A 13,071-nucleotide genomic window follows, 5' to 3' on the forward strand; every position below is an offset into this window, starting at 1 on the left:
AAGTTCTCGCCTTCGTTTACTTCTTTTATCTCCCCTTTCTTGATTTTCTCTTTCTATCTTTCTGAAAAATATGCGTTTAATTAATGGCACGCTCCTTGCTTTGTTACCTACAGAACGATTGTGGAGGCAACCAATATGGATCGCGCGTTATACCTCGCCATGAGTGGCGCTAAGCAAGATATGCAGGCAATGCAGTTGCGCGCTAATAACTTGGCCAATGTCAGCACCACCGGTTTCCGGGCTGACCTTGAACAGTCTCGCTCTATGCAAGCTTACGGTGAGGGGGTACCAAGCCGAGTTTTTAATATGACTGAGCGACCTGGTTATAGCTTCGAGCAAGGCTCCACCATCACAACCGGCCGTAATCTTGATGTGGCCGTTCAAGGTGAAGGCTGGATCTCGGTATTAGACAGCCAAGGTCAAGAAGGCTACACCCGTGCCGGTCACTTGAAAGTGGATCAAACTGGGTTACTTCAGAACAGTAACGGCAATCTCATTTTGGGTGAAAATGGCGGGCCGATCTTTATTCCTTTGCCGGCGGCAAAAATTGAAGTCGGAAAAGAGGGGGGCGTCTCGGTATTGCCCCAGGGTGCGCCGCCTGATGCTATGGAAATGGTGGATAGAATTAAACTCGTTCGCCCAGATAACCAAGACCTTTTCAAAGATAAAAATGGGGTCTTTAAGCCCAAAGAACCTGGCACCGTATTTCCAGCGGATGCAGGCGTGACGTTACAAACGGGAGCTTTAGAGGGCAGTAACGTTAACGCAGTGGGTGAAATGACGGGGCTGATTGATTTGCAACGTCACTTTGAAATGCAAGTGAAGTTAATGAAAACCACAGAAAAAATGGACGAGTCGTCTTCATCGTTATTGCGGCTTGGCTAAGGTTTATTAAGAGGAAGTAATTATGCATCCAGCATTATGGGTCAGCAAAACCGGACTTGATGCGCAGCAAACTAATATTTCGACGATTTCGAATAACCTAGCCAACGCATCAACGGTCGGTTTTAAAAAGTCACGCGCGGTATTTGAAGATCTTTTTTATCAAAACATTAATCAACCGGGCGGCCAATCATCTCAGAACACTGAGCTGCCGAGTGGTTTGATGTTGGGGGCAGGGTCAAAGGTCGTTGCCACTCAGCGTGTCCATACCAATGGTAATGTACAAACAACAGACAATGCGCTCGACATGATGATCGAAGGCGATGGCTTTTTCCAAGTGTTGCTCCCCGACGGCAATATGGGTTACCAACGCAATGGTCAGTTCACCCTCAACGATGAGGGGACTATCGTTACCTCAGGGTCGGGTTATACACTGGAGCCTGAAATCACGATACCGGATGATGCTGTGCAGGTAACCGTCGGCACGGATGGTGAAGTCTCTGTCCGTTTGCGCGGTCAGCAAGAAAACCAAGTCTTGGGTCAAATCACGACGGTGGATTTTATTAACCCAGGTGGTTTGGAGCCGGTTGGTCAGAATATCTACCTACCCACAGGCGCCAGTGGTGATCCGCAAGAAGGCGTACCAGGTTTGAATGGGTTTGGCGAAGTAAAACAATCGATGCTCGAAACCTCAAACGTCAATGTGACCGAAGAGCTGGTCAATATGATCGAAGCCCAACGTGTTTATGAGATGAACTCTAAAGTTATCTCATCCGTTGACCAGATGCTCAGTTACGTAAATCAACAGTTATAATCATGGTGAAGGTATAAGGGGCAATGATGACGGTGCAACGTGGATTAATATCGGGCCTTTTCTTTGCCACCCTCCTAGGGGTGGGCGGTTGCTCATTGCCGAAGCAGCAAGACACAGGCAGTGATCTCGACCAAGCCACCTCGACCACGGATGCGGTTGAAGGCGATACAACGCCGGAAGGTGAGGGCTTGATTGGTTTATTACGTCAGCGTGAAGATCCCAAGGCTGACGATCCGTCTTGGTCTCCGATTCGCCCGCAACAGCCCCCGGAGCACTATGCAACGGCGACAGGATCTCTGTTTAATACCAGCCAACAGCGTGATTTATATAATGGCTCAAAACCCAGTGGACTTGGGGATATCGTGACGGTCATGCTTGAGGAAAACACTCAGGCTCAAAAAAGTGCGAGCTCCGATTTGGCCAAGTCAAACGACTTGAGCATGGATCCTCTGTCCTTAGGAGGGGAAGAAATCACCATTGGCGAGCGCACCTTGTCGTATGAAGTGAGCAATGATAATTCATCAACGGGTTCTTCATCGGCAGATCAAAGCAATAGTCTGCAAGGCTCTATTTCGGTACAAGTGATTAATGTGTTGGCCAATGGCAACTTAATGGTGCGCGGCGAAAAATGGTTAACGCTGAACACAGGCGATGAATACATTCGCTTGAGCGGTACCATTCGACCCGCCGATATTGGTCCGGATAACACCATTGCTTCAACCCGTATATCCAATGCCAGAATTCAATATTCCGGTACCGGCGAGCGACAAGATACCCAAGAACAAGGCTGGTTGGCACGATTCTTTAATGTCACCTTGTAGCCCTATATTGTGACGGAGAGTTGACGTGAAAAAGTGGTTGTTATCGATAGTCTTGCTGGTTGTAGCCACACCAAGTCTTGCGGCTCGAATAAAAGACGTTGCCGAGGTTGCTGGGGTCAGGAGTAACACGTTGACGGGCTATGGTTTAGTGGTCGGTTTGCCGGGGACAGGTGAAAGCACTGATTTTACTGACCAAAGTTTTAAGTCGATGCTAAATAACTTTGGTATCGAACTTCCTACTGATACAACCCCTCAATCAGACAATATCGCCGCAGTCGCAGTGACCGCAGACCTCCCTGCGTTTGCCAAACAGGGTCAAAAACTTGACGTGACTGTGTCATCGATTGGCTCGGCGGAAAGTTTAAGAGGGGGAACCTTGCTCCAAACCTTTCTGAAAGGGCTGGATGGCAATGTCTATGCCACCGCACAAGGCAACTTAATTGTCGGTGGGTTTAGTGCCACGGGGGCCGATGGCTCACAACTGGTGGGGAATACCCCTACTGTGGGGCGAATCACGAACGGTGCCTCGGTCGAGCGCGAAGTGCCGAATCCATTTGGTCGAGGTGATCATCTTACCTTTAATCTTTTTCAATCCGACTTTACCACCGCTCAACGTATGGCGGATGCGATTAACCGCTTTCTAGGACCATCAACAGCGTCTGCGATGGATGCTACGTCGGTGCGTGTCAGAGCGCCACGTGATGTGAGCCAGCGGGTCGCGTTTTTATCCACCTTAGAAAATATTGAATTTCAACCTGGAGATGGTGCGGCTAAAATCATCGTCAATTCTCGTACGGGCACCATTGTGGTGGGACAAAATGTGCGCCTTCGTCCAGCTGCAATTACGCATGGCGGCATGACCGTCTCGATTCAAGAAGACTTTAATGTCGATCAGCCCAACCCATTCGGTGGTGGGGAAGCGGTAGTCACACCGGATACCGAGATCAATGTCGAAGAAGAAGAAGGGCGAATGTTCCACTTTAAACCAGGCGTGACCTTGGACGATTTAGTTCGCGCAGTCAATGGCGTGGGGGCAGCCCCCTCAGACTTGATGGCCATCTTGCAAGCGCTAAAGCAAGCGGGTGCCATCGATGGCCAGTTGATAGTCATATAAGGGACAGCAATGAAATCTCCTGTTGATAGTCAATTTGTACACGATATTAGCCAGCTTGATTCGTTGCGCCGTCAAGCGACTAAGAATGGCGATGGCGATAAAAGTGCCGCATTACGCTCTGCGGCAGAGCAATTTGAAGCCTTGTTCACCCAGATGCTGTTTAAATCAATGCGTGATGCCAATGAAGCGTTCGAGTCCGATCTCATCGACGATCGCACCTCTAAGTTTTATGAGCAAATGGCAGACGAACAAATGGCAAGTGAACTCAGCCGAGAGGGATCGCTGGGGCTGGCTGATATGATTGTGGAACAACTGGGCCAGGCTCTGGGCGATAGTGAACCTGACTTGGAAGATGCGGCGCGCACATCGGCGCAATCTTTGCCTTTGGATCAAAATCGAAGTCGAGAGGCGGCAGAAAAAGCGATTGCCGCGCTGGATAGCCAGTCGATTGCCCCACCGGCAGCGGGAAGTGAGGTGGGACAACGTAATGAAGGCTTTGATTCGCCTGCCGCATTTGTTGATACATTAGCGCCTCATGCACGACGCGCGGCGCGGGCACTTGGCACCGATCCAGCAATCATTTTAGCACAAGCTGCCTTGGAAACCGGCTGGGGTAAAAAAGTGATCGCCAATGCCCGTGATAACAGCCATAACTTGTTCAATATTAAAGCGGATCCACGCTGGAGCGGAGATAAAGTCGCGACGCAAACACTCGAAGTGTATGATGGGATCCCGGTGAAAGAAACGGCGAGTTTCCGCGCCTATCCATCCTATCAAGAGAGTTTTGATGATTTTGTTTCGTTTTTACGAGAAAACCCCCGTTACGAGCAAGCCCTGTCTCAATCTGCGCAACCTGAACAGTTTATTCGCGAACTCCACCAAGCGGGCTATGCCACTGATCCTGAGTATGCCGACAAAGTTATCCGTGTGCTCGATCAAGTCCGTGGCATGATGGAATAATTGAGCGGCAGGCAAAGGCTTGCCGTTTTTTATTTCAGCTTGATTTTTGATGCCTTTAAATCAGTTAAAATCTTGTTTTACATCGCTTTAAAACCCCTCTATCTTCTCTGGCCTGATTTTTGCTTTACTTTGATTATCTCGTTTTAATTGCCGGGTTACTTGGAGGCACAATGGGCTTGGACCTGCTTTCCCTTGGATCGCAAGGCGTACTGACTGCGCAGCGACAGCTGAATACAACAGGTCACAATATCTCTAACGTGAATACGGAAGGGTATAGCCGTCAATCCGTTGAGCAACAAACCAATGATCCGCAATTTTGGGGTGGCAACAATTACGGTACCGGTGTTCATGCTGCTGCGGTACGCCGTAACTATGATAAGTTCGCGGTTAATGAACTGAATGTGGCGACCTCGAACTTGTCTCACGCCGCCGCGCGCAACGATCAACTCGGTCGACTCGACGATATGATGGCGCATTCAGCCAAAAAAATTCCTGAAAACATGAATGAATTCTACGGCGCGGTTAAAGGGTTAACTGACAGCCCAAGTGATATGGGGGCGCGAAAAGTCGTGCTCGAAAAAGCGCGAATGGTCGCTGCCGGCATGAACGACGTCTATGGGGTGTTACAGCAGCAATCAATTGATACCTCGTCACAAATTGATGCCACGGTAAAGCGAATGAACGACATCGGCCAAGAGCTGGTGGATGTGCACAAAGCAATACTTAAAACCCCCGCCCAAGCTAATGACCTATTGGACCGTCATGACAAATTGATTCGAGAGCTGTCTGAGTACACCCAGGTAAGCGTGAATGCACGCGAAGATGGTCTTTTTAATGTCATCATTGGCAGTGGCCATATGCTGGTATCCGGGATGAATAGCAGTGAGTTAACTACCTTGCCGGGTGAGCCGGATCATCAAGAGCGTCGTTTAGCCCTCGTTGAAGGTAAGAGTGTGAAAGCCATTTCGAATAGCGATATTCGCGGTAAACTTGGTGCATTATTTGAGTACCGTGATGACACACTCGGCCAAGCGCGTGACGAGTTAGGCCGAATGTCGATTGGGTTTTCTCAGGCGTTGAATGATTTGCAGGGACAAGGCTTCGATCTTAATGGTGAAGTGGGCAAAAATATCTTTACCGATTTTAACAGTGATCGCATCGCCCGTTCTCGCGTGGTTCAAAACGGTGACTCCACCGCGGACCTTAAAGTTTATATCGATGATTTGCAAAAGCTTAAACCGGGTGACTATCAACTTAAGTTCGATGGCACACAATATACGCTGACCGCCCCAGACGGCAAACAAGCCGCCGTTACCCCTAGTGGTACGCCTCCCAGCTTCAATGTGGACGGAATGCGTGTTCAAATTGATGCAGGATTGGCGGCCAATGAGCGAGTATTAATTCGCCCGGCGCGGTCAGCGGCAGGGCAAATGCGGGTGGCGATGGAAGATCCTGCTGATATTGCCGCACAAAGCTATATCAGTGGTAGCTCGGTGAGTAAAGGAGAGGGCGACGTCCGTGTACTGCAAAGTGGCGGACAAAAAGAATTTCAAGTTCGAATCTCACCGGATGGCAGCCAATTTGCGGTGACAGACACCAAAGGACAAATCTTGGTTGCGCCTCAAGCTTATCCACCCGGTGGGCCGATAGACGTAAATGGGACCGTGATTGATCTTAATGATAAAGCGGTGCCTGACGATGTCTTGGCCGTAAGCTTGATTCCGGCGGATGGCGACAACAGTAACTTAATTCGCATGCAAGAGTTGCAAACGCAAAAGTTGATGGATAATGGCCGCTCCACCGTGCTTGACGTCTATGAAGGGCTGAGTACCGATTTAGGGGTGCAAAAAGCGTCGTATGAGCGTTTGCAGGATGTGAGTATGGTTGAACATGATGCGGCAGAAGGGCGTGTCGCCCAAGTGTCTGGGGTTAACCTTGATGAAGAGGCGGCGAATATGATGAAGTTTCAACGCGCTTATATGGCGGCGTCACGCATCATGACTGCAGCCAATGAAACCTTTGATTCTCTGCTCAATGCAACGCGATAAGGGTCGATCAGTATGATTAGTCGTATTGCTAGTTTTCATAATTACCAATCTGTCTCCAACGACATTATGCGCCAAAATGTGAAGGTGCAAGATAATCAGGAGCAAATGGCGACCGGAAAACGTGTGATCACATCCGGCGATGACCCCGTCTCATCAATCTATATTCAGAACTTTCGCCAGCAAGATGAGCAGATTGATCAGTTTATTGATTCGATCACCTTGGCGAGAAATCGTCAAACACGTGAAGAGATCGCTATTGATGAATCAGAGCAAATCATGGATGGCGCCAAGCGTAAAGTGATGGCGATGATTAATGGTTCGTTATCGGTGGAAGACCGCACTGCGCACCGCCAAGATCTGCAAGGAATGTTTGATAACTTTATGGACTTGGTGAACACCAAGGACGAGTCAGGCAACTTCTTGTTCTCCGGCACCCAAACCAGTACCCAGCCTTTTTATCGTGATACCCAAGGCAATGTCCGTTATGCCGGCGACAGTTACTTTCGTACGGCTCAAGTAGCGCCTGCAGTAGAAGTGCCGACCTCCGATCCCGGCGATAAGATGTTTATGGAAATTGATAACCCTTTTGGCGATTATCAACCGGAATACGATCTTGAAGATGGATCTCTGCTGTTGCTGGCAAACGCGGAAAATAGCAATGATGCTGATACGGCCAACTATTCGGTGTCGTTTGATGTTAATGCGAGTGGTGATACCACGTACTCACTGATGCAAGATGGCACTGAAGTCAGCGCTGGCCTTTACGATCCGCAAACCGGCATTGAGTGGAACACGCTCAAAATGACCTTTGAAGGCGAGATGGAGCCGGGTGATACTATCAACTTAGAAAGACAAGATAGCTTCAATATCTTCGATGCGTTTAAAAATGGTGCGGCTTTATCGTATGCGGATATCGATGATGCCTCGGCAACGGCAGAGCTCCACCAAGTCACTGAGCAGTTTTCAGCCGCATTTAAACACTTGAACAAAGCACGCTCAGAAGTGGGAACGCGGTTGACCACGCTCGATCGACAAGAAAGCATGCATAAAGATTTTAAATTAGTGTTGAATCGCTCTTTGGGTACCATGGAAGATTTAGATTATACCCAAGCCGCCATTGATATGAACGAAGATATGCTGGCACTGCAAGCGTCCCAGCAGGCCTTTGCTAAGACTAAAGATCTTTCGTTGTTTAATTATATCTAACCCAAGGTTGAAGCCTTAGGTGACCGCAAAGTATCAGGGATGAATAAAAACGGGGCCGTCTCAGCGGCCCCGTTTTTATTGGTAGAGGGTGATTCCCCCCTTTTTACCGACCGAGATCGTCAACCATGCGGCGTGCTATCGCATCAAGCAGTGGCTGTTTGTCTTTGATCATTGGCGGATAACTAAACGCATACTCTGCGTAGCCTGGCATCGACTCTGGCGTTTGTATATCGCTCTCTTTATGGCCGGCAAAAAACACATAGCAAGGTGTGCCGACGGCAACCGTCAGCCGATGCACCGCTGTCCCCGCGGTAAATACCCCCGAGAGCTGTTTGATCGCATGCGCGGTCCCCATAAAATCATTTTTAAGATCCAATCCGGGCAGTGACACGATCTCAACGCCCGTTTGTTTTTTGATTTTATTCAGCTCTTTTTCACACTCACCATATTGTAAATTGACAAACTGGGCGTTGGGACAAAGTTGGCGAACGGCTTTTATCCAGCCTGCTAATTCTTCAGCCACCAAGTAGTGAATGTTACGGGTGGCAGCCGCAAGACCACTGCGCCAGCATAGCCCAAACACAGGTCCTTTCTGATGCAATTTAGCTAACGGTGCTATCCAAGGCGCATGAGGTGCGACATCAGGAACAATATAGGTTTGCTGATAAAGATGACGGTCAAAGTGGTGATAGCACAACCCTGCCAGTGATCCACCGGCCACCCAGCTATCAATGTCAGCGAGAACATGCTCAGGGACGAAAATATCTTTTCCATCTTTGCGAGAAATCGGCACAATTTCTGTACTTGGAAATGCTTGACTCAGTAAGGGCTCTAGACGCGGATCGCAGCCAACGTACACTTTTCGAGTACGCTCAACCACCATTGCCACGTTATGAAAATAGGCAAGTTCATCCCCGACACCTTGCTCAGGCATAATGAGCACGGCATCGGTTTGTGGTCGCGACAAATCCCAACGGGGTAAATCACCGTGGTATTTGAGTCGACGGCCGCAATCAAGTCCTGCTTCATTCGCCGAGTAAAACTTATCCCACGCCATTTGGGTACGATAGACAAAGGCAAGGTTAAACTGCAGCGCATGATCATCGGGTTGCGCCGCTAATAACGTTTCTAGGCGATGTTGGGCTTGATCGATATTTCCCATATACCAATCGAGCTCGCCTAATTGTGCATTTAAGGTATTCGCTTGTTTATCGCTGACATGAACGAGAGCCTTCTCGTGGATCTGGTAGCAATCGGTCAATTTATCTTGCGTAAACTGATGATGCTGCTTGAGTCGCTCGAAGGTGGCACGGGCATAGGCATAGTGTAATTCTCCGCGCTCGGGGTCATCACGCAAACATTGCTTGGCCAGCTTACTCGCTTCCAACCAATTGGCTTCCTTGAGATACACCACCAACAGTTGGTGCAAAAAGGCTGGATCTTGAGTTTGCTTATGGGCTTGCAAGCAGCGTTGGCGAGCACTTGTATACGCACCGAGCCCTGACTCTGCTCTTACCAAAAGCAGTTGCCACACTTGATGAGATTGCGCCTTGTCATTACCGCGTAATAAGAGCTGCTGGGCCTTACCGTATTCTTGTTCATCAAGCGCATGCTGAGCCAACGCCATCAATGCAGGAGGGTAGTCGGGCTCAAGCGTCAGTATCGTTTGATAAAGTTGTTCGCTTTGTGCCGTGTGGCCATCCTTCATCAAGTTAGCGGCCAACGCCATGGTTTTGTTGATTTCCTCAGCCAAGCCTTGATTTTTAATTTGATGCAATTCATCACGCAAAGCATGTGTACGACGGCTCTCACCTTGCAAGCCAAGTTTTGCGGTTAACTGTTCACGTAAACTAAGGATATCTTGGTTGGTGGGAGCGGCGGCAAACAAAGCGTCGACAATGTCTAAGGCCGCTTTGTTGTGGCCTTGCTGGGTGAGCAGTTGCGCTTTGTCGAACAACACAGAGCGATCATCAGGCGCGAGCGTAAGGGCATGTTCAAGATGTGTCATCGCTTGGCGATATTGCCCTTGTTCCGCATCTAATACGGCGAGAACCTGCCGCACGGGAACGGTATCTGGCGCCTGGCTCAGTATCTGTTCAAAAACTTGCCGTGCATCGACTTTATTGCCGTCTTGATAGAGGCGAATACCGAACTGGAACGCGTCATCCAGCGTCATATTCGTTTGACCGTCGTTTTCTTGCGTCATCAGTGACTTCGTCCTGTTATTTATAGTTGCCTCGACTTAGCGTCAAGACGCTGGTGGGATGATGAGTGTTATCTATCTGCAAAAAATATGCCTTCTAGCTCAGTCGTTACCGGCGTTGGCCGCCTATTTGCAAGCGTACATCGACAAGCGATAGACCGGTCATGCCGGCAACCGAAGGCGAGGCGTTGCCGCTATATTGCCGCTGGTATAGAAAATCGGCAGATTTCGCTGTCATTATTGCGCTCTATTATACAACAAAAGCCTAGTAACATACTGATTTTTATGGGTTTTAAAAAGTTGGCACATATATTGTATTCGTTCAACCAAGCGGCCAGTTTTTGAACGGGCTGAGACTAAAACTGATTAACAAGCTGTTCCCGCAGCACCGCCATTACACAGTGCAATACGTCGCGGGTAGGCTGTTTCGCAAAGCAAGCGAAAGTCAAAGGAGAGCAAAATGGGTGTAACAGTTAACACCAACGTGTCTGCGATGACTGCGCAGCGTTACCTGAATAAAGCGACCGATGAGTTGAACAATTCAATGGAACGTCTGTCGTCAGGTAGCCGAATCAACAGTGCTAAAGACGACGCGGCGGGTTTGCAGATATCTAACCGATTAGTGGCCCAAACTCGAGGGCTTGATGTGGCAATGCGGAACGCCAATGATGGTATCTCGATTGCCCAGACTGCCGAAGGGGCTATGCAAGAGTCTACCAATATTTTGCAGCGTATGCGGGACCTTTCCTTGCAATCTGCTAACGGTGCCAATGGTAAATCTGAACGTGTGGCTATCCAAGAAGAGATCGAGGCACTGAAAGATGAGCTGAACCGAATTGCAGAAACGACAGCCTTTGGTGGACGTCGATTACTGAATGGTTCGTTTGGTGAAGCCTCGTTCCAAATTGGTGCGGATGCCGGTGAAGCGATCATTATGGGACTTACGAGTATTCGTGCAGATGATTTCCGTATGGGTGGCGTAGAATTTGTTGGCAGTCAACCCAAATCCGCTGGCTGGGAAGTGGATGGTGCAGCCTCGACATTACAGCTGCAATTTACCACTAAAGAGGGTGAAAACGTTAGCTTGAGTATTGGCGCGAAAGCAGGCGATGATGTGGAAGAGCTGGCAAGCTATATCAACGGTCAATCAGATGAAATGCTCACCGCCTCTGTTGACGAAGAAGGCCACCTGCAAATCTTTATTGAAGAGAATAAAGTCGCAGGCGCCGTCAATTTTAGTGGTGGACTCGCCGCCTCCTTAGGAATGGCCACGGGTAATGGTGACTTAGTGACAGCGGCAGACCTCGATGTGTCAGATGTCGGTGGTGCGCAAATGGCTGTTGGCGTTGTCGATTCGGCGATGCGTTATATCGACAGTCAGCGGGCGGATTTGGGCGCGAAGCAAAATCGGCTCAGCCACACCATTAGCAACTTGTCGAATATCCAGGAAAATGTGTCGGCTTCAAACAGTCGTATTCGAGACACAGACTTTGCGCGTGAAACGACGGCAATGACCAAAGGTCAAATCCTACAGCAGGCGGGCACCTCGATGCTGGCTCAGGCCAAACAGATGCCGCAAGCAGCATTGAACCTTCTGCAATAACCCCTCGTTTTTACAGGTAAAAAAAAGCGGCAAGCGGTTGCCGCTTTTTTTATGCCAATTTTTATCAAAATCCCACTAAAGATATCTCTCCTTTGGGCGTTAACCTCCATAGCGCCATACGGCATCGGTATTAATACCGACACGCACAACAAAAAAGCTAAAGCTTTCTCAACGTGCGCCGCTACATGGGTTGTGAACAATTTTACACTGGTTTTCCCTGGTCAGCTGGGCAAAGCCGGACCTAGAACCTAAGGAGAATAGTTATGGCTATTACTGTTAACACTAACGTCCCTGCGATGACAGCTCAGCGATTTTTGAATAATTCAACCGACGCGCTGAACAACTCAATGGAGCGTTTGTCATCCGGCTCTCGTATCAACAGTGCCAAAGATGATGCGGCAGGTCTTCAGATTTCTAACCGCTTGATGGCACAAAGTAGTGGCTTGGGTGTGGCTGTTCGAAATGCCAATGACGGTATCTCAATGGCGCAAACCGCTGAAGGGGCGATGGAAGAGTCAAGCAACATCTTGCAACGTATGCGTGACTTGTCACTGCAATCCGCTAACGGTGCAAACGGTGATGCTGAACGTGGTGCAATCCAAGAAGAGGTTGTGGCGTTACAAGATGAGTTGAACCGTATCGCAGAAACCACCTCGTTCGGTGGTGCCAAGCTCCTCAACGGCACATTTGGTACGCGTTCGTTCCAAGTGGGTGCTGATGCTGGTGAAGCGGTGATGATGGAGTTCAAAAACATCCGTGCTGACCACAGTGAAATGGGTGGCGCTAGCTTTACGGCTACGAATGGTAAGTCAGCAGGGTGGACAGCTACTGCCGGTGCAACCATGGCAATCAATATCACCAATGCGGATGGCACCTCAACATCCATCAATGTAACGGCGAAAGGCGGTGATGACATTGAGGAAATCGCCACCTACATTAATGGTCAGGCTGACGATAAACTCAGTGCATCGGTGACGGAAAACGGTGAGCTGCAAATTGTCACTGGGGCAGGATCGGATGCAACCTTCTCAGGGGCGCTGGCTACGTCGCTCTCCATGGGAACCAAAGTGGATGAAACCATCAAAGATGTGGATGTTTCGTCTATGGGTGGCGCACAAAAAGCGGTCGGTATGCTCGATAATGCGATGCAATTTATCGACTCTCACCGTGCTGAATTGGGTGCGAAGCAAAACCGTTTGAGCCATACAATTGCGAACTTGGATAACGTCAATGAAAACGTATCGGCCTCGAACAGCCGAATCCGTGATGTTGATTTCGCGAAAGAAACAACGAACTTGACCAAATCGCAAATTCTGCAGCAGTCTGGTACCTCGATTTTGGCGCAAGCCAAGCAGGCACCACAAGCGGCACTGAGCTTGCTCGGTTAACCATTCACGAGCGGCGGCCTAATCGCCGCCGC

At 49.3% G+C, this 13,071-nt stretch carries 11 protein-coding genes; 9 read left to right on the top strand and 2 right to left on the bottom strand.

The window, feature by feature from the left end; translation table 11 throughout:
• The first annotated feature begins 135 nt into the window (after positions 1-135).
• From BZG77_RS03950 to flgL, 7 genes are all read left to right on the top strand, one after another.
• Entirely contained in the window at positions 136-885 is a 750-nt protein-coding gene (locus BZG77_RS03950) for a flagellar basal body rod protein FlgF (RefSeq protein WP_077646279.1), read from the top strand.
• A gap of 22 nt (positions 886-907) precedes the next feature.
• A complete protein-coding gene (gene flgG / locus BZG77_RS03955; protein ID WP_021023038.1) occupies positions 908-1,696 on the top strand; it encodes a flagellar basal-body rod protein FlgG in 789 nt (262 codons plus the stop codon).
• Between the two features lie 23 nt (positions 1,697-1,719).
• Positions 1,720-2,517 carry a flagellar basal body L-ring protein FlgH gene (locus BZG77_RS03960; RefSeq protein WP_439437554.1) on the top strand — a complete coding sequence of 266 codons (798 nt, stop codon included), beginning with the start codon at positions 1,720-1,722 and terminating at the stop codon, positions 2,515-2,517.
• A gap of 25 nt (positions 2,518-2,542) precedes the next feature.
• Positions 2,543-3,631, top strand: a complete 1,089-nt coding sequence (locus BZG77_RS03965; RefSeq protein WP_077646281.1) for a flagellar basal body P-ring protein FlgI — start codon at positions 2,543-2,545, stop codon at positions 3,629-3,631.
• A gap of 9 nt (positions 3,632-3,640) precedes the next feature.
• Positions 3,641-4,591 (top strand): flagellar assembly peptidoglycan hydrolase FlgJ, encoded by a 951-nt coding sequence (gene flgJ / locus BZG77_RS03970; RefSeq protein ID WP_077646282.1) that lies wholly within the window; start codon positions 3,641-3,643, stop codon positions 4,589-4,591.
• A gap of 170 nt (positions 4,592-4,761) precedes the next feature.
• Positions 4,762-6,639 (top strand): flagellar hook-associated protein FlgK, encoded by a 1,878-nt coding sequence (gene flgK / locus BZG77_RS03975; RefSeq protein ID WP_077646283.1) that lies wholly within the window; start codon positions 4,762-4,764, stop codon positions 6,637-6,639.
• Between the two features lie 12 nt (positions 6,640-6,651).
• On the top strand, positions 6,652-7,845 hold the full coding sequence (flgL, locus tag BZG77_RS03980; RefSeq protein ID WP_077646284.1) for a flagellar hook-associated protein FlgL: 1,194 nt from the start codon (positions 6,652-6,654) through the stop codon (positions 7,843-7,845).
• Positions 7,846-7,948: 103 nt separating this feature from the next.
• On the opposite strand, the gene BZG77_RS03985 is transcribed toward flgL, so the two are convergent.
• Positions 7,949-10,051 (bottom strand): tetratricopeptide repeat protein, encoded by a 2,103-nt coding sequence (locus tag BZG77_RS03985; protein WP_077646285.1) that lies wholly within the window; start codon positions 10,049-10,051, stop codon positions 7,949-7,951.
• Positions 10,052-10,157: 106 nt separating this feature from the next.
• Positions 10,158-10,286, bottom strand: a complete 129-nt coding sequence (locus BZG77_RS15120; protein WP_274532592.1) for a hypothetical protein — start codon at positions 10,284-10,286, stop codon at positions 10,158-10,160.
• A 222-nt stretch (positions 10,287-10,508) separates the two neighbouring features.
• Between BZG77_RS15120 and BZG77_RS03990 the strand changes: the two genes are divergently transcribed.
• A complete protein-coding gene (locus tag BZG77_RS03990; protein ID WP_077646286.1) occupies positions 10,509-11,651 on the top strand; it encodes a flagellin in 1,143 nt (380 codons plus the stop codon).
• A gap of 263 nt (positions 11,652-11,914) precedes the next feature.
• On the top strand, positions 11,915-13,039 hold the full coding sequence (locus tag BZG77_RS03995; protein WP_077646287.1) for a flagellin: 1,125 nt from the start codon (positions 11,915-11,917) through the stop codon (positions 13,037-13,039).
• Positions 13,040-13,071: the final 32 nt, after the last annotated feature.

The sequence above is a fragment of the Salinivibrio sp. IB643 genome (assembly GCF_001996105.1).
In the GTDB taxonomy this organism is placed as follows: domain Bacteria; phylum Pseudomonadota; class Gammaproteobacteria; order Enterobacterales; family Vibrionaceae; genus Salinivibrio; species Salinivibrio costicola.